At 42.9% G+C, this 17,570-nt stretch carries 17 protein-coding genes and 2 pseudogenes; 16 read left to right on the plus strand and 3 right to left on the minus strand.

Annotation, left to right across the window (positions count from 1 at the left end; translation table 11 throughout):
- Positions 1 to 26: 26 nt before the first annotated feature.
- From MKY19_RS11205 to MKY19_RS11215, 3 genes and pseudogenes are all read left to right on the plus strand, one after another.
- Positions 27 to 2,894, plus strand: a pseudogene (locus MKY19_RS11205) (X2-like carbohydrate binding domain-containing protein); the annotation flags it as partial.
- A gap of 30 nt (positions 2,895 to 2,924) precedes the next feature.
- Positions 2,925 to 3,149: pseudogene (locus MKY19_RS11210) on the plus strand (X2-like carbohydrate binding domain-containing protein); the annotation flags it as partial.
- 63 nt (positions 3,150 to 3,212) lie between these two features.
- Positions 3,213 to 3,935: a X2-like carbohydrate binding domain-containing protein gene (locus MKY19_RS11215; protein WP_339804268.1), complete on the plus strand. Its 723-nt coding sequence runs from the start codon at positions 3,213 to 3,215 to the stop codon at positions 3,933 to 3,935.
- A 343-nt stretch (positions 3,936 to 4,278) separates the two neighbouring features.
- Here the strand turns inward: MKY19_RS11215 and MKY19_RS11220 are convergent, their stop codons facing one another.
- On the minus strand, positions 4,279 to 5,019 hold the full coding sequence (locus tag MKY19_RS11220; protein ID WP_339270507.1) for an SDR family NAD(P)-dependent oxidoreductase: 741 nt from the start codon (positions 5,017 to 5,019) through the stop codon (positions 4,279 to 4,281).
- Positions 5,020 to 5,150: 131 nt separating this feature from the next.
- On the opposite strand from MKY19_RS11220, the gene MKY19_RS11225 reads away from it, so the two are divergent.
- The 3 genes from MKY19_RS11225 to MKY19_RS11235 are packed head-to-tail and all read left to right on the plus strand — an operon-like array spanning position 5,151 to position 7,140.
- Positions 5,151 to 6,044: a LysR family transcriptional regulator gene (locus MKY19_RS11225; protein ID WP_339802786.1), complete on the plus strand. Its 894-nt coding sequence runs from the start codon at positions 5,151 to 5,153 to the stop codon at positions 6,042 to 6,044.
- A gap of 49 nt (positions 6,045 to 6,093) precedes the next feature.
- On the plus strand, positions 6,094 to 6,393 hold the full coding sequence (locus MKY19_RS11230) for a hypothetical protein (protein WP_042187201.1): 300 nt from the start codon (positions 6,094 to 6,096) through the stop codon (positions 6,391 to 6,393).
- 42 nt (positions 6,394 to 6,435) lie between these two features.
- Entirely contained in the window at positions 6,436 to 7,140 is a 705-nt protein-coding gene (locus MKY19_RS11235) for an SAM-dependent methyltransferase (protein WP_339270511.1), read from the plus strand.
- Positions 7,141 to 7,243: 103 nt separating this feature from the next.
- Here the strand turns inward: MKY19_RS11235 and MKY19_RS11240 are convergent, their stop codons facing one another.
- Positions 7,244 to 8,458 (minus strand): MFS transporter, encoded by a 1,215-nt coding sequence (locus MKY19_RS11240; protein ID WP_339270512.1) that lies wholly within the window; start codon positions 8,456 to 8,458, stop codon positions 7,244 to 7,246.
- Positions 8,459 to 8,631: 173 nt separating this feature from the next.
- Here MKY19_RS11240 and MKY19_RS11245 point away from each other — a divergent pair, with 173 nt between their 5' ends.
- The 6 genes from MKY19_RS11245 to MKY19_RS11270 all read left to right on the plus strand — a co-directional run bounded on the left by MKY19_RS11245 (position 8,632) and on the right by MKY19_RS11270 (position 12,939).
- Positions 8,632 to 9,078, plus strand: a complete 447-nt coding sequence (locus tag MKY19_RS11245; protein WP_339270514.1) for an effector binding domain-containing protein — start codon at positions 8,632 to 8,634, stop codon at positions 9,076 to 9,078.
- The gene (locus tag MKY19_RS11250) at positions 9,075 to 10,037 is read left to right on the plus strand and encodes a phosphotransferase (protein ID WP_339802790.1); all 963 of its coding nucleotides are present in this window, start codon (positions 9,075 to 9,077) and stop codon (positions 10,035 to 10,037) included. Before MKY19_RS11245 ends, MKY19_RS11250 begins: the two co-directional genes overlap by 4 nt.
- Positions 10,038 to 10,097: 60 nt before the next feature.
- The gene (locus MKY19_RS11255) at positions 10,098 to 10,583 is read left to right on the plus strand and encodes a DUF3888 domain-containing protein (protein ID WP_339802793.1); all 486 of its coding nucleotides are present in this window, start codon (positions 10,098 to 10,100) and stop codon (positions 10,581 to 10,583) included.
- A 179-nt stretch (positions 10,584 to 10,762) separates the two neighbouring features.
- Positions 10,763 to 11,098 carry a hypothetical protein gene (locus tag MKY19_RS11260; protein WP_339802796.1) on the plus strand — a complete coding sequence of 112 codons (336 nt, stop codon included), beginning with the start codon at positions 10,763 to 10,765 and terminating at the stop codon, positions 11,096 to 11,098.
- 21 nt (positions 11,099 to 11,119) lie between these two features.
- On the plus strand, positions 11,120 to 12,247 hold the full coding sequence (gene dnaN / locus MKY19_RS11265) for a DNA polymerase III subunit beta (protein ID WP_339802799.1): 1,128 nt from the start codon (positions 11,120 to 11,122) through the stop codon (positions 12,245 to 12,247).
- 71 nt (positions 12,248 to 12,318) lie between these two features.
- Positions 12,319 to 12,939 carry a hypothetical protein gene (locus MKY19_RS11270; protein WP_339802802.1) on the plus strand — a complete coding sequence of 207 codons (621 nt, stop codon included), beginning with the start codon at positions 12,319 to 12,321 and terminating at the stop codon, positions 12,937 to 12,939.
- A 107-nt stretch (positions 12,940 to 13,046) separates the two neighbouring features.
- On the opposite strand, the gene MKY19_RS11275 is transcribed toward MKY19_RS11270, so the two are convergent.
- Complete coding sequence (locus MKY19_RS11275; RefSeq protein ID WP_339270525.1) at positions 13,047 to 13,664, minus strand: nitroreductase family protein; 618 nt, start codon at positions 13,662 to 13,664, stop codon at positions 13,047 to 13,049.
- Positions 13,665 to 13,923: 259 nt separating this feature from the next.
- On the opposite strand from MKY19_RS11275, the gene MKY19_RS11280 reads away from it, so the two are divergent.
- The 4 genes from MKY19_RS11280 to MKY19_RS11295 all read left to right on the plus strand — a co-directional run bounded on the left by MKY19_RS11280 (position 13,924) and on the right by MKY19_RS11295 (position 17,438).
- The gene (locus MKY19_RS11280) at positions 13,924 to 14,769 is read left to right on the plus strand and encodes a DUF2785 domain-containing protein (RefSeq protein ID WP_339802805.1); all 846 of its coding nucleotides are present in this window, start codon (positions 13,924 to 13,926) and stop codon (positions 14,767 to 14,769) included.
- 208 nt (positions 14,770 to 14,977) lie between these two features.
- On the plus strand, positions 14,978 to 15,421 hold the full coding sequence (locus tag MKY19_RS11285) for a DUF1641 domain-containing protein (RefSeq protein ID WP_042187214.1): 444 nt from the start codon (positions 14,978 to 14,980) through the stop codon (positions 15,419 to 15,421).
- Positions 15,422 to 15,460: 39 nt separating this feature from the next.
- A complete protein-coding gene (locus tag MKY19_RS11290; RefSeq protein WP_042187216.1) occupies positions 15,461 to 16,639 on the plus strand; it encodes an NAD(P)/FAD-dependent oxidoreductase in 1,179 nt (392 codons plus the stop codon).
- 160 nt (positions 16,640 to 16,799) lie between these two features.
- Positions 16,800 to 17,438, plus strand: coding sequence for an SGNH/GDSL hydrolase family protein (locus MKY19_RS11295; RefSeq protein WP_339802808.1), 639 nt, complete (start codon positions 16,800 to 16,802; stop codon positions 17,436 to 17,438).
- Positions 17,439 to 17,570 lie beyond the last annotated feature (132 nt).

The raw sequence follows: 17,570 nt of genomic DNA on the forward strand, positions 1-17,570 counted from the left end.
CTGGATTGTTAATCCTGCTTGGCGCGATGATAGGCTCTTTATTCTCTGCATTCCCAGCTACTACTCATGCGGCCGCAAGTGAACCTTACAATTGGAAGAGTGTTGTAACGGGAGCCGGCGGTGGTTTTGTACCCGGAATTATTTTTAATCAGTCCGAACCCAATTTAATTTATGCCAGAACAGATATCGGGGGTGCGTATCGATGGAATCAGGCTACCTCTAGTTGGACTTCGATTAGTGACTCCGTAGGCTGGGTCGATTGGAATAAGAATGGTGTAGATGCCCTTGCTACAGATCCTATTGATCCGAACAAAGTCTATATGGCAACAGGTACTTATACTAACTCCTGGGATAATAACGGTCAGATCATGCGCTCTAGTGACCGGGGAAACACCTGGCAAACCACTCCGCTGCCTTTTAAGGTAGGTGGCAATATGCCGGGCCGCTCTGCGGGTGAACGCCTCGTCATTGACCCGAATAAGAATAATATTTTATTCTTCGGAGCCAGAAGTGGCAATGGGCTCTGGAAAAGTACGGACTCCGGTGTTACTTGGTCGAAGGTAACCTCCTTTACGAATGTAGGAACATATATTCAGAATCCGACACTGGATTATGGAAATGATCTCGTTGGCTTATCCTGGATTACGTTCGATAAGAGCACAGGAACACTTGGCAATGCGACTCAAACGATATATGTAGGGGTTGCCGATACAGCAAGTAGCGTATATCGAAGTATAGATGGAGGCGTAACTTGGACAGCTCTGGCAGGACAACCTTCAGGCTACTTGCCACATCATGGCGTGCTTTCATCTACAGGCGATCTGTATATTACTTATAGCAATGGTGTAGGTCCTTATGACGGAAGTAAAGGTGAGGTTTGGAAATACAATAAAACAAGCGGTGCATGGACGAACATCAGTCCTTCAACCGGAACGGATAATTGGTATGGCTTCGGTGGTTTAGCTGTGGATGCACAGAATCCTAACACAGTTATGGTATCCAGTTTAAACGCTTGGTGGCCTGATGAAGTGATTTTCCGCAGTACTAACGGTGGTGCAACATGGAGCCGAATTTGGGACTGGGGCAATTATCCAGAACGAACTTATAAGTTCAGTATGGATATCACAGCAGCACCTTGGCTCGATCACGGAACAACTTCGACCTCTCTTGATCCTTCACCAAAACTGGGCTGGATGATGGGCGATCTGGAAATTGATCCTTTCAACTCTAACCGGATGATGTATGGGACGGGGGCTACCATTTATGGCTCAAACAATTTGACCTCATGGGATACCGGAGGCAAGGTGAATATCTCTGTTATGGCAAAAGGTGTGGAGGAAACTGCAGTATTAGGGTTGATAAGCCCGCCAACGGGAACCTCCCATTTGATCACTGCACTTGGTGACGTTTCTGGTTTCCGTCATGAGGATTTGTCGGTAGCTCCAACTAAATTCCAGACTAGTCCTTCATGGGCAACAACAATGAGTATTGATTATGCAGAGTTGAGTCCATCATATATGGTACGGGTAGGCAGTGCAGATAAAGAGAAGACACCAAGTATGAAATCCATTGGTATCTCTAACGATGGTGGAGTGAACTGGTACATGCCAAATTCCGAACCGTCAAATGGCACCAAAACAACAGTGGGGCATGGACAAGTAGCTGTGTCTGCAAGTGGGAACTCTATTTTGTGGAGCACCTCGGATATTGGTGTGTACTACTCCAAAACAACAGGTAACTCTTGGACAGCAAGCGCCGGATTACCTGCAGGAGCAAAAGTAGCATCTGACCGAGTGAATGCTAACAAATTTTATGGATTTTTTGCTGGGGTCTTCTATGTTAGTGTGGATGGCGGAGCTACATTTACTGCCACTTCAGCTTCAGGTTTCCCAACCAATAATGTAGCTGGATTACAGCCGAATGAAGCTCAGATCAGCATGAAAGCAGTACCAGGTATTGAAGGTGACATCTGGTTTGCAGGAGGAAATACGACTGAGAATAAGTATGGTTTGTGGCACTCCACGAACTCTGGTGCGAGCTTCACGAAGTTAACCAACGTACAAGAAGCTGATCTCATTGGTTATGGAAAGGCTGCGCCGGGTCAAACTTATATGGCACTGTACACGGTAGCGAAGATTGATGGCGTGCGGGGTGTCTTCCGTTCCGATGATGTTGGCGCAACTTGGGTTCGTATTAATGACGATGCCCACCAATACGCCAAGATTAATATGGCGATTACTGGTGACCCAAGAATTTACGGACGTGTATATCTCGGAACGAATGGCCGAGGCACATTGTATGCTGATCCTGTCAATCTACCAGCTACAGGCTCAACCATTACTCCAACAACTGCAAGCTTCGATAAGAAAACAGCGAATCAGGCCGACGTTGCAGTAACGCTGACACTGAATGGAAATACGCTCAGCACGATCAAGAACGGAACGGCGGCATTGGTTACTGGTACAGATTATACGGTCAGTGGATCTACTGTGACCATTAAAAAAGCATATCTAGCGACGCAAGCGGTAGGAACAACCACGCTGACGTTTAGCTTTAGCGCAGGGGCTAATCAATCATTGGCGGTTGCGGTGACGGATACGACAACACCAGTAACTAACTCCACGATAACACCAACAACCTCAAGCTTTGATAAGAAAACTGCGAATCAAGCAGACGTAGCAGTAACTATGACGTTGAACGGAAATACATTGAGTGCGATCAAGAATGGAACGGCAACACTGGTTGCAGGGACAGATTACACGGTCAGCGGATCAACCGTCACCCTTAAGAAGGCGTATCTAGCGACGCAAGCGGTAGGAACGACCACTCTGATATTCAGCTTTAGCGCAGGTGCGACGCAATCCTTAGCGGTTGCGGTGACGGATACGACAACACCAGTATCCAACTCCACGATAACCCCGACAATAGCAGGCTTTGATAAGAAAACTACGAATCAAGCAGACGTAGCAGTAACTATGACGTTGAACGGAAATACGCTCAGCACGATCAAAAACGGAACGGCGACATTGGTTACTGGTACAGATTACACGGTCAGTGGATCTACTGTGACCATTAAAAAAGCGTATCTAGCGACGCAAGCGGTAGGGACGACCACGCTGACGTTCAGCTTTAGCGCAGGAGCGACGCAATCCTTAGCGGTTGCGGTAACGGATACGACAACACCAGTAACTAACTCCACGATAACCCCAACAATGGCAGGCTTTGATAAGAAAACTGCGAATCAAGCAGACGTAGCAGTAACTATGACGTTGAACGGAAATACACTCAGCACGATCAAAAACGGAACAGCCACCCTCGTAGCAAGCACAGATTATACAGTGAGTGGTTCTACAGTAACGATCAAGAAAGAGTATCTGGCAACCCAAGCGTTGGGAAGCACTACGCTTACCTTTGAGTTTAGTGCAGGAACCACACAATCCTTGGTTGTCACGATTGCGGATACGACAGTAGCTCCTACTGCAGCATTGAAAGTACAGATGTATAATAGTTCATTGTCTGCTTCCGGAAATACGTTGAATCCAAAGTTTAAGCTGGTGAATACGAGCACAAGTGCTGTGACACTCTCTGATGTGAAAGTGAGATACTATTACACTATTGATGGTGAGAAGGCACAAAGCTTCTTCTGCGATTGGTCACAGGTGGGAAGCGCGAATGTAACAGGAACATTTGTAAAATTGCCAACAGCTAAAGCAAATGCGGATTATTATCTGGAGGTTGGTTTCTCAAGTGCAGCAGGTTCACTTGCGGCGGGTGCGAGCATCGACATTCAGGTGCGTGTGTCTAAAGAGGATTGGACGAATTATACTCAAACCGGAGATTATTCCTTTAATGGAGTAGATACCAACTATGTGGACTGGAGCAAAGCACCAGCATACGTGTCAGGAAATTTGATTTGGGGTATTGAACCTAACTAAAGACATCACCAATATTTATGCAATAGAGGCTGTCCTAGAAGTAGATAATTCTACTTTTGGGGCAGCTTCTATCTTTATAAAATAGACCAAACGACGATCGAGCAGGCTAGAGAGGAATTAGGGAAAAACTCCCTGAAAATAGCCGAGTTTAGCCTTAAATGAACGAAAACAAGGAATTCCTCCCTAAAAATCAGGGGGATTTCTTTATTTTCCAGCAAATCAGCTAAATTATAGGGAGGTTTTCCGTAATTACTATTTGGATGAGTAGATATGTCAGAATTACAGGGGGAAATTCCCTAATGATTCTATCGGCACTTCAATTGATATGCCATTTGTTTAGTTGTTACAACGTTTGTCCACTATCTACCGTAATGATCTGTCCGGTCATTGCTTCCTGTTCGAGTGTTGCGCAGACGAATTGAGCGATATCCTCAGTGGATGATAGACGCTGGAGCAGCAGATTAGGTGCTAATTTATGCATCTGTTCTTCTCGACCAGACCACCATCTGGTAGCAACAGCTCCCGGTGCGACACAGTTCACTCTAATAGTTGGAGCTAGCGCATGGGCGAGAGATTTCGTGAGGCCATGAACAGCAGCTTTGGAGACCGCATAAGGAAGGGAAGAGCCTAAGCCAGTTTGTCCGGCGATGCTGCCGAGATTGACGATGGTGCCTGAACCGCTCATGTTCATATATGGTGCAACTGCTCTGGCGCAGAAAAACATTCCTTTCACATTCACATCATAGAGTTCATCCCAGACTTCCTCTGTTGCTTTTTCCAGATCACCCAGCGCAATATGTTTAGTAATACTGGCGTTATTCACCAGCAGATCTACCGTTCCAAAATGCTGAATAATCGAATGGACCATACTTCGCACTTCCTGATCCTTAGAAACATCGGCTTGTACTGCTATCGCTTGCCCACCTTGATTTATAATCGTATTCACGGTTTCATTAGCTTCTGCCTCGGATCTAGAATAGTTCACTGCAACAAGGGCTCCGCGTCGGGCTAATTCCAGACTTACAGCCTTGCCAATTCCAGTACCTCCACCAGTTACTAAGGCTACTTTATTGTTAAGATCCATCCTTATTCACTCCTTTGGTTGGCGTATGTTGTTGATATAGAGTATTCTATAGTGATTATTGGATTTCGTATAATTGAATTAATTGAAGGTTTGGTTCAATTTATTTGAATTAAGTAGTGGAGGGCTCAGAAATGGATCTAAAAACAATAAAAACCTTTCAAACCATTGTGAGTTCAGGAAGCTTTAACCGTGCAGCAGAGGAATTGAATTATGCCCAATCCACGGTCACGATGCAAATGCAGAGGCTTGAAACCGACTTAGGATGTCAACTGCTTGAGCGGGGAAAACAAATCAGCTTAACTGAAGCTGGCAGATTGTTTTATGAAGAGAGCTTACATATTGTTAAGGACATGGAGCGGCTACAGAGCCGTTTGGCTGATTTAAAAATAGGTGAAGCTGGCAACCTCCGCATAGGGGTAACGGATCCGACGGCGAGCTATCGTTTGCCGCAGCTGTTAAGCAGCTTTATGACGCAGTTTCCGAAAGTGAAAGTCTCCGTGGAGATCGCGGGAACCGCTGCACTCAGTGAACTGCTTTTGCGAGGCGAAATTGATATGGCTGTATGTTCAGCGCCAGAGCTGGGTAAGGAGCTTTATTTTGAACCCTTATTTACGGAGGAATTTGTGTTACTTATGCCAGAAGAGCATCCGCTAGCTTCCAAGGAGAATATCACGCCAGAGGATTTACAGGATCATCGGTTACTTATTACGGCAGCAAACTGTCCTTATCGCAAAAAATTAGAAAGTGTGCTACAGGAATCAGGTGGTGCACCGTTCGATACTATGGAGATTGGAAGCATGTCGGCTCTAAAATATTTTGTGGAAAGTGGCTTAGGCGTCGCTCTTGTCCCTGAGATAGTCTTGAATCCGGCCCCTGCAGGAACGGTAGTGCGAAAACTGGAGGGAAAGGTTATCGATATGACCTGCGGTATCCTATGTAAACTTTCGGATTATCCCTTGAAGCTGGCGAGCTCCAGATTGTATCATTTTTTAAAGCAGGAGCTATCCGCGACAAGGATATTTTGAATTTTAAACGAATTGTATGTATTAGGAAAAAAAGAGAGGGCGGTGCTTGATGTTTTTAAGGAGAAAATTCAGTTTCTGGTTTTCGATTATTAGTATCATCATCTGTCTGGGTGATTATTTGGGGATTGAGATCGCAAACATCATTCTTGTACGACTTAATCCAATTATAGATACGCTGATTTTCATGAAGCCCTTTGCAAACTGGATGGTTGATGTTAATAATACGGAATGGGCTGCAAGCAGTATATTAATCAGCGTCAGATTTCCCACGTATGTAATTCATTTTGGGTCGTTCCTGATTCTAGGACTTCTTATAGATTATCTTATACATATATTTAAACAGAAGTAAAAAGCGAGCAGTATTAGCCGAGATGAGGAAAGGTGAGATGAGATGAGCGGAGTAGAGGGAAAGCTTGAGTTGGAGAGGATTGTTTTTATAGGAAGGACCTTTGAGGAATATTTACAGATGTTCAAATTGAAAGAAGCGGATCTTGTAGGCAGGCGGATTTTGGATTGTCCTGCAGGTGCCTGCTCTTTTACAGCGATATCGAATCAGTTAGGGAGTGACGTGACTGCTGCGGATATCGCTTATTATTACTCTGCGGATGAGCTTGAAGATAAAGGTGTTCAAGATATTGAGCATGCTATGTCTGAACTGGTTAAGGTACAGGGCAATTTTGTATGGGACTACTTCAAGTCTATAGAGGATTTGACACAAGCGAGGAGTAGGGCTTTAAACGATAACATCAGGGATCAGAGACAAACCCCGGCGCGATATGTTCCTGTGATTTTACCTAATCTGCCGTTCAATGATGAGGATTTTGATCTGACATTGTCTGCGCATTTCCTATTTATGTATAGTGATCGGCTGGATTATGATTTTCATCTAAGGACTGTTAATGAACTTATGCGGGTGACTAGAGGAGAACTTCGTATTTTCCCTTTAGTTGATCTGTCTTGCAAAAGATATGAGCATCTAGATCGCCTTATAGATGAGATGGTTCAACAAGGTTTCGCTGTGGAGGAAATGGAGGTTCCTTATGAATTTCAAAAAGGGGCAAATCAGATGCTGAGCATTAGAAGAATGAAGCCATAAGATAGTAGATAGCTATAGTTTGTAAAATGAAACACGAGGGCGTCCCTAAGCCATTTTCATCGCTTTGGAGACACCCTCGTTTTTTAATATAAGCCTATAAAAATTACGCCACTTTCTCTTTACGTTCTGCTACATAACAAGCAATCCCCAGTACCAGACCGAGTCCTACCAGAACGGCACCGACCCATGGCAGCGAAGTAATCGCAAGATGAGAAATGACCCATCCGCCGATGAAAGCACCTGTTGCGTTTCCGAGATTACCTGCGGAGTGGCTGGTTGTGGAAGCAAGTGCAGGAGCGGCCTGAGCCAGACTCATGATCCGTATTTGTAATCCTGGCATGACCGCAAAGGACACCATACCCCAGAAGAATATTGTGATTACCGCAGCTACTGGGCTATGCATTGTGAAGGAAAAGATCGTAAGAATGACACTAACCGCGAAATAAAGTCCCACGATAGAAGGCATCAGCTTCCAATCTGCAAGCTTCCCGCCAACGATATTCCCGATGGTTACACCACAACCGAAGAGAACTAGAATCCATGTCACACTATGCTCGGCAAAGCCGGTAACTTCCATTAGCAGTGGCGCTATATAAGTGAACACTGTGAACAAGCTGGCGTTACCAAGCGCGCCGATCAGTAAGAATAGAAGCAGTTTAGGATTAGCTAGCGCAGAAATTTGCTGGATTACACTAGCAGGTTTGTCTTGTTTAATCTTTGGAATGAAAATAAGAATGCCGATTAGTGCAGCGACTCCCATGACTGCTATCGCAGCAAATGAGGCGCGCCAGCCCATGTTTTGCCCAATAAATGTTCCTAGAGGAACACCGACGATATTAGCAATCGTTAGACCAGCCATCATAATGGATACGGCTCCGGCCCGCCTATTGGGCTTGACCAGATTAGAAGCGATCACTGCACCAACGCCAAAGAAAGTCCCGTGTGTTAAAGCTGTGATGATACGAGCAACCATAAGAACGGTATAGTTTGGAGCAAATACAGAGATTCCGTTGCCTAGAATAAATAATACCATGAGCAGGCATAACAGTTTCTTTTGTGGAATTCGTTGTGTAAGGATGGTTAGAATAGGAGCACCGACGGCTACCCCAAGGGCATACATCGTGATGAGCTGACCTGCAGTAGAAATACTAACCTGTAAATCTTTGGCGACATTTGGTAAAATACCCATGATGACAAATTCAGTCATTCCAATGGCAAAAGCGCCTACGGTAAGTGAAAGAATAGAGATGGGGAAAGGTTCTTTGCGTGTTTTTTCCACACGGGCTGGTTCCTTGTTGAGGTTTGGAATTGCGTTCATGGTGCCGATGTTCAACCTTTCTTCTGTCTGTAATGAAGCTCCACCCTTATTAAGATGATAGATCCGACATGTAGTACTGCTTTATATTATTTAGTTTTCTGAAATTATTTTCAAGAGAAATATTTATTTCAGATATTTTCATTTTAAATAATCATAGAAGGGATGAATTATTCATGATGGATGAAGGTGTAGTCCAAGTGCTCGAATTACCGGAAATGAAGCTAATAGGCTTGAGTATTACTTCTTCCTTTGTAGGGCACGAGACGGAAAGAGTAGAAGCGATGAAGCGAGAATTTAATAGTAGAAAAGATGAAATTAGCAATATTATTCACCCTGAACGATACCTTAGTCCACATTTTACTTCGGAGAATTTATTTACCTATATGATCTGTATGGAAGTGGAGGAACTCACGAATGTTCCTGAAGGTATGCTTGGTTTTACGATCCCGGCTCATCGGTATGTCCAGGTGAAATCCAAAGGCGATCCTTATGAGATTCTTCATACTTATGTGAGAGAAAATGGTTTGCAGAGTAATGATCGTGCATTGGCTATTGAAGTTTATCAGTTTGCTAATCCTACGTGGCCTGATGAGGTTGATGTGTACATTCCATTGCGATGAGAAATAATTATAAGCAAGCAGCTTTAATGGCGCTCCGGCACTTTGACCTCGATTGGACACAGATTCGTTTTATCCAACGATCGGACACCTGCACTTTTGTAATAGAGACTAATAAAGAGGGGACTTTTTTGCTGCGTCTTCACTCGGGGAGATCTAAAGAAGAAATTAACTCCGAAATCGCTTGGCTGGAGCTTTTGAAGAGGAAAATTGATGTCCCCCTGCCGAAAGGCGTTCATGATCGAACGGGTTCTGTTACGTTCAAAGTGGAGCAAGGTAATGAGGATGGTATATATGCATCGTTAATGCGCTGGGTTGAAGGCGAACATGCGAACGAAAGACTTACCGAAGATCAAATTTACAAAGAAGGCGTTCTATTAGCCAAGCTACATAAAGCGGCACAGGAGCTTGAGTTACCTCCAGGCTTTAATCGTCCTGTGTGGGATGAACATAGCTTTAGAAAAGCAATGCTCCGATTAAAGCTGCACTACCATAGTTTTCTTTCGGATGATGAGTTCGTGCTGTATCAGTCTGCGGCTGAGAAATTATACGGCTGGTTAAGCAAGCAGCATAAAAATAAGAACAGAAGGACTTATGGGGTTATCCATGGTGATTTACATCAAGGGAACATCATATTTAAAGAGGGTGAACCTCGACCGATTGATTTCGGAAGATGTGGCTGGGGATATTATCTTTATGATGTGGCACATACCATTCTAGGGTTGTATCCTTTACAAAGAGAACTGGTCATTAAGGGTTACGAAAGTGTGGCCAAGCTTGATGGGGAGTGGTTTCAGACTTTAGAGAATTTTACGGTCATGGTTATGATCGAAAATTATTGCCATCACGCACCCGACCCTAGAGAAACCGAGGGACTGAAAGCAGAACAGCCTTATGCGCAAGCGATTCTAAGGAATTATCTTAGGGGAGATCCCTTTCTTTTTAACACAATTGAGATTTAGCGTATAAAAATAGGGCCTCATTGGGGAATTTATAAAAAGTTCCCTAAGGAGGCTATTTTGATGAAAAAAAGCTGGATTGCTCCTCTTCTTATCGCAGTTATGTTCTTGCTGGGGCAACAACCTTGCTCCGCTAATGTCTTAGTTCAACCGCAATCTGAGGCTCCGCTTAGATCTGAATCGGAACCGAAGCTTCCAGATCAGGATTCCCGCGAGCTCATGTACAAAGACACACTAATGCTCTTCCTTTTACCCCATATTGAGAAAAAAATTGCTGAGATTTATGCGCCACTTCTGACGATAACTCCGACAGTGTATCCTTATTTAGTAGATGTTACAGATATAAAGCGAGTGAATGGATTTCGTCGGTTTGATTTCTTAATTACACTCAATATACACCCTACAGTGGGTCCACATCTTTCCGTTGGAGAGGACACTATGACTTTTAGAATCACTCCTGGTCCTAAGGTGAAGTTAGAATCATTCAAGCATTTGAAAGACCCACGAAAGTCTGACCTTACACCAAATTACCAAAATATCTTGAGATAGTGTGGTAATTAACTCTTACAATCACAATTTCGAACGCTTACCCAGCTAACCACACACTCCGATCTATGGGGTGTTTTTTTTGTGTCTAGAATGGTGGTGGATTATTGGCATGTATGGTATTATGAAAATAGTGGATATATTGATTTTAGTTACTAAATTCAAATTATGAGGTGTGAGGATTGAGTGATCATAAATTCGAAGACGAACACAGAGATGAAATTTTAAGTGAATTCTATTCTAAAATCACAAGCGATATCACAAGCAGCTCTAAGGATAAAGTTAAGGTAGGCGTAGCTACTAAAGATGGGCAGTTAGGGTTTCTTTTTACGAGGGGAGGTCTTCGGGAAGGGGCTGGCAGAAAAAGCACCGGTATAACTAAAAAGGTATCTTTGACGTTACCAGAAAACATCTGGCAGGAGATAGAGCAGGCCTGTGAGGAACAGAACGTATCTCGCTCCCAGGTATTTCGGAACATTATTGAGGCACATTTTGCAAAGGAATCTAAGGAGAGTTAGGTGAGGTCTTTGCTAATCCATGTGTCAAAAGATTCTCTTAGCACTGCACTACAAGCAGTCTTAAAAGCTATATCCGCGAATAGTTCCTCCCGTGTTCTTTCCGGAATACATATTCAGGCGCAAGTGGAGGGTCTGACTTTAACAGCCAGCAATATAAGAATGACCATTGAATATAAGCTTCCTGTGAAGATGGATTCGATGATTGTACACAAACCAGGTGAGATCGTAGTGCCCGCACGTTATTTTTATGAGATCATCCGCAAGCTTGACCCTGGATTAATTAGGCTGGAAATCGCAGAGACATTGATTCTAAATATCCAATCGGGCAATACTCAGTTTCGTTTATGCGGGATGGACACTGCAGAATTTCCGAGAATCCATTACGTGGATCATCCAAACACCCAAAAGATACGCATGAAGAACACACTTTTGAAGCAAATATTTAAACATGTGGTTTTTGCGGTCTCTTCGTTGGAGACTAGACCTGTGCTCACAGGTGTTTCACTTCAAATAGATAATCAAATTATTCGCGTAGTCGCCACTGATGGCATCCGCCTCGCTCAGCATGTTGTTGAAAACGTAGAAGATTACGGAGCAAGTCCTTTAAATGTTATTATACCGGGCAGCACCCTTGAGGATCTCTTAAAAATAATAAACGATGATGAGGGCAGCAGCGTCCAAATCGAGATAGGTCAGAAACAAATCAGATTTATTTCTGATGGCTTGAGGGTTCAGTCTGCGCTACTTGAGGGCACTTATCCCTATGTCGATAATTTAATTCCACAAGTATATATATCCGAAGTGATCGTTAAGACAGAGCATTTGTTGCGTGTGGTTGAACGTATTGCTATATTGGCTGGTGAAAGTGTAACACTCGGTGTATATCCCTCCGGTATACTTCATTTAATATCCAGGACCGCCGATGTGGGTGAGGCAAAGGAGGAGATTCCATTGGAGTATCTAGAAGGTGAATATTTTCGAGTAGCTTTTAACGGAAAATATTTCAGAGACATCCTTCGGGCGATCGATAGTGAGACGCTTAGAATAAGGTTTGCTGGAAAAGAAAGACCACTGGTGATACAGCCTGTAGACATGACTTCGTCCACACTTTTTTTAATTACACCAATGAGGACGCAGGATGGAGGATAGGCATATGAGCTTGCTAAGGAGAGTTCTCTTTGCTGGAAAAATATTATATTAATTACTTGGAGGGATGATCTATGAATCTGTTTCAGATGGGATCAAAACCGCTTGGGACCGAACGAATCACAGCATTTTTAGAGGATAATTATGTGAGTATCGGATATCCCGGAATAGGGGATTTGGAGAACATCAGTAAAGTGGAGCTCCGTGATCGGATGATTCATACATACCAATACAGTGAGTTGGAGCTTACAGAACATATACAAGCCATTCAACTCTTTGTACATACGATGCAGGATGGCGATTATGTGTTGATGTGTGATGGCGATTGGGTACATCTAGGAGATCTTGGCGATTATTTTTACAATGAATTATTTGACGCGCCAGACATCGGTACATGCCATCGACGTGGTGTAACTTGGCTGAAAAGTCTTCCTATAACCGATCTAAACGCAGGGATAAAAGAGTTTCTTAGCGATAGTGGAGTGGTCAAACAGTATAAGGGGCCGATGCCTAGTGCTCGTGTGGATCTGTGGATTACAGGTTCTTCTGTTTCAGAGCAAGCGGTGAGTAATCGAATGCATGTGGATGAAGAGACATTATCAATGGCGCTCGATATTTTGAAGGAAGCTCTTGTTAGTGAGAACGCCGAACGACGGGAACGAGCAGCAATTGCAATTCTTCAGTATGCTAAGTAGTGAAGAAAGATTTAAGTTCCACATCCTTAGTAAAAAAGCGTTCCATCCGAACTTCAAATATCGGATGAAACGCTTTTGTTATATCTATCGATATCTTCCAATAACCCTCAGATAAATTCAACGAATTCATTGACCGGTTTACGATAGCCACGTGGTCTGATTTTATGTTTCTTGTCTTTTCCGATAGTGATCAGCATAACCGGTACCATATGATCGGGTAGATTTAAAGTGGATTGAATCGCTTCCGGATCAAAGCCGATCATCGGGCAGGTATCCCAGCCTTTATCTTTGGCAATCAGCATGAAGTGCATGGCAGACAGAGAAGCATTCCGAATAGCCTCATCTCTTTGGAAAGCATCATTTCCTTTGTATGCATTGTTAATCGTTTCTATCTCTGCATCATAATCCTCTTGACTCATAGCCCCTAAAGCTTTAAGTCCTCCGAAGATTTCTGGGGCTTTCAGATAAGCATTCTTATCCCCGAGTACCACTATTACCGCTGAGGCGGAGTGGATTTTATATTGACCGTAAGCCGCTTTACGAATCTCTTCTTTTAAATTCTCATCAGAAACCACTTTATAATTGGCATGTTGAAGATTATATGCAGATGGAGCCAATCTGGCGTAAGAGAACATTTCCTCAAGTTCATTCTGAGGGATCTTCACCCCTTCAACAAAATTCATAGCAGACCTGCGGGATTCAATCAAATCTGTAAAAGCGCTCATGAGTTATTCCTCCATATGTTATGTATTTGCTTGTTAATTATAAATAAGTGATATTTATAAATGAACTAACTATTAGTTACTAACTCAAAATAGCACAGTTAATTATATTCGTCAATGATTAAATTCACTTCATTTACATTCAGCTCTCTAAGTACTTTGGAATGTCGAAGAATAATTACTATGTTGTAAAATATTGGGATGTAAATTAGGATGTTAGGATACGAAAAATTTAATTGCTTTTATTAATGAAAGGGTGGGAATGTTGAACGATACTAGAGAGCAGTTGATAATTGACTTGCAAAGAATTGAAGAGAACGATTACGAGCTTAGAAGTGGGGAGCAATTAAGGGATTATGTGAAATTGATGCTTGAGTACATAGGAGATCCACAGCCGAAGCTACGAGATGACTTGATCTATTCCACCTTCTACAAATGGGTTAACGAGAAACAATGGTTTAGTGATGCGGAGCTTCGTGAACTACTTTTGATTCTCCTTGACGAGCAGCATTTGTTCTATCACATTGGCAGCAAAGAAGATCAGGCTGTGTTCACAAGAACGTTTTCGGTACTGATCGTTGCGCTGATTCTTCAGCGGCATAGGGAACAGGCTTTTTTAGCTAGCGCAGAGTTTACAAATGTGAAGGAAGCGCTTATTAGATATTATGAGGAAGAACAGGATTTACGAGGATTTATGCCTGAAGAAGGTTGGGCTCATGCTGCAGCCCATGGCGCAGATGCCTTGGATGAACTGGTACTCTGCTCGGAGAGTGATGCTGCAATAAGGGAAGAGGTTTTGGCAGTCATCCAAAGGATGCTTTACAACGATCAGCACATATTTAGCGACGAAGAAGATGAACGGATCGCTACGATTGTAGCTACAATGATAGATCATCATTTACTTCCACAACAATCTATTGTCGACTGGATTCGCAACTTGGAGCAATGTGGGGGGTGGCCGAGAAGCCGCGGCCAGTACGTTGCTCGTGTGAACACCAAAAATTTCGTTCGTTCTCTGTATTTTAGATTGCTACCATTAAAGAACAATTCGGCAATGGTCGAGGTTTTATTGAAAGCGGAGATGAATCTGAATGAATTTACACAATAAGCATTAAATCATCTATGCATGTATAAATAATATCGAAAATTATGACTAATTTATTTTAATGTAATAAAAATCACAAAACTTTAGAAAAAATCAAAAACTTTGTGACATTTATAACTTGATAAGTGCTATAATAGAAATATGGCGTTATAAGTTTTTATTTTTTTATTACTATTAAGCAGCAAAGCTTATTTGCAGAGGAGATTCGGATATGTCAGAAACAATCACTCAAACACAACCTGAGCAAGAATCACCAAAATTAGCTGTCACTCAAGAACAAATGAATGTTCTAGAGCAGCTATTGAAGCCTGAAGTTCAGGAGTCGTTAACTGTCTTAGTGGAACAGTTGCCAAAATTAACAGAGCTTGTCGGCGTGCTCACAAAGTCATATGACTTTGTTCAAACTGTTGCTGCGGATGAAGTCTTGAAAAGTGATACGGTAAGTGCAATTAAAGAACTTGCTGAACCAGTGGTGCATTCGGCGAAGAATATGGCAGCTACAGTGATCGAAGCGCAAGATCGTGCGAATGAAAATAGCGATGTGATCGGTGTATTTGGTCTTATGAAGATGATGAAAGATCCACAAGCACAGAAGCTTTTCCGTTTCGTAAATGCTTATCTTCAAGTTGCCGGCGAACGCAGTCAACAGAAATAATATTTTTTATATCTCATTCGTAAGGACGGAGGAAACATCATGTCTAAACATATTGTCATTCTAGGAGCAGGTTATGGTGGTCTACTAAGCGCCTTAACTGTACGCAAGTACCTGAAGAAGGACGAAGCTAAAATTACAGTCGTTAATCAATATCCTACACATCAAATTATTACAGAATTGCATCGTCTTGCAGCGGGTAGTGTTGCAGAAGGTGCTGTTGCTATGCCATTAGCTAAGCTTTTTGCAGGTAAAGATATCGACCTGAAAATTGCAAAGGTGAATTCTTTTTCTGTTGAAAACAAACAAATTACACTATCTGATGGTGTGACATTGTCCTACGATGCTTTAGTTGTGGGTCTTGGAAGCACTACGGCTTATTTTGGCATTCCAGGTCTTGAGCAATACAGTATGGTTTTGAAATCGGCAGCAGATGCTAACAGAATTCATCGTCATATTGATGAGCGTATCCGTGAATATGCGAAGTCTAAAAATCCAGCGGATGCAAGCATCCTAATCGGTGGCGGTGGCTTAACAGGTGTTGAACTTGTTGGTGAAATCGCTGATGTGTTGCCAACACTCACTAAGAAATATGGCGTGGATCCTAAAGAAATTAAACTGATGCTGGTTGAAGCAGGCCCTAAGATTTTACCAGTATTGCCAGATGCATTGATCGAACGCGCAGTGGCAAGCTTAGAAAAACGTGGTGTTCAATTCTTGACAGGACTACCTGTTACGAATGTAGCGGATAATGTCATTGACTTGAAAGATGGTCAAAAAATTATTGCTAACACCTTCGTATGGACTGGCGGCGTACAAGGAAATCCACTGATTGGTGAGTCCGGTCTTGAAGTGAACCGTGGTCGTGCAACGGTAAATGAATTCTTGCAATCCACATCACACAAAGACGTATTCGTTGCTGGTGACAGCGCCGTTGTCTTTGCCGAAGATGGTCGTCCATATCCACCAACTGCACAAATCGCTTGGCAAATGGGCGAATTGATCGGGTACAATCTTTATGCATACTTGAAGGATAAATCATTTGAATCCTTTAGTCCGATCAACTCAGGTACGCTTGCGAGCTTAGGTCGTAAAGACGGTGTAGCCATCGTTGGTGCTAGCTCAACTCCGCTAAAAGGATTGCCTGCAACCTTGATGAAGGAAGCAAGTAATATTCGTTACTTGTCCCACATTAAAGGATTGTTTAGCTTAGCTTATTAATTGTATTATTGGAAAACCTGCTCTAATTTGAGCAGGTTTTTTTGTTGATCTCTAGTGGTTTCTACCATGAATTGTTAATGATTGTCCTAGTACGTAGTATTCATTTTTGATATACTATATTGGCTAATATTAACAGGGGAAAATAGGGGAGGATTACGTGATGTTATTCCGACAAAACGATGTCATTCTGTTTCAAGGCGACAGTATAACGGATTGGGGTCGTAATTATGATGATGCTTCATCGCTTGGTGTAGGTTATGCATTGATGGTCGCCGCTCGTCTGGGGCATTTATATCCTGAGAAGAATCTTACGTTCTATAATCGTGGAATTAGCGGCAACCGTGCAGTAGATTTGCAGGAACGCTGGGAGAAGGATTGCCTGAATCTGAAGCCGACGTGGGTGTCCATATATATTGGGATTAACGATACTTGGCGCCGCTTTGATTCTGGTCAGGAAACAACGCCTGAACAATTTGAAGCTGCGTATCGTGACCTGATCGAACGCACGCAGCATTCGCTGGCTGCTAATTTAGTCTTAATCGAGCCATTTGTGTTGCCTGTCCCAGAAGATCGTAGAACTTGGCGCCAGGATTTGGACCCTAAAATTCACATTGTTCGTGAATTGGCACGTGAATATGGTGCATTACTTGTTCCGTTGGATGGCCTGTTTGCTGCGGCATCCGTGAAAGCAGAGCCTGCTTATTGGGCTCCGGATGGAGTACATCCATCACCTGCGGGCCATGCACTTATTGCAGAGGCTTGGCTTAAGACGGTAGGCAATTCAAGCTTAATCGTCTGATCATATCACTACATATTTACTTGATTTTATAAGACTAGAACCACTCATTAAAGGAGCAGGTTATAGTCTTTTTTTTAAAATATAAGAATTTATATGCTCCATGCTATAAATTATCCTTATATTTCTCGCTTA

This window comes from Paenibacillus sp. FSL R5-0744, assembly GCF_037972555.1.
In the GTDB taxonomy this organism is placed as follows: domain Bacteria; phylum Bacillota; class Bacilli; order Paenibacillales; family Paenibacillaceae; genus Paenibacillus_AQ.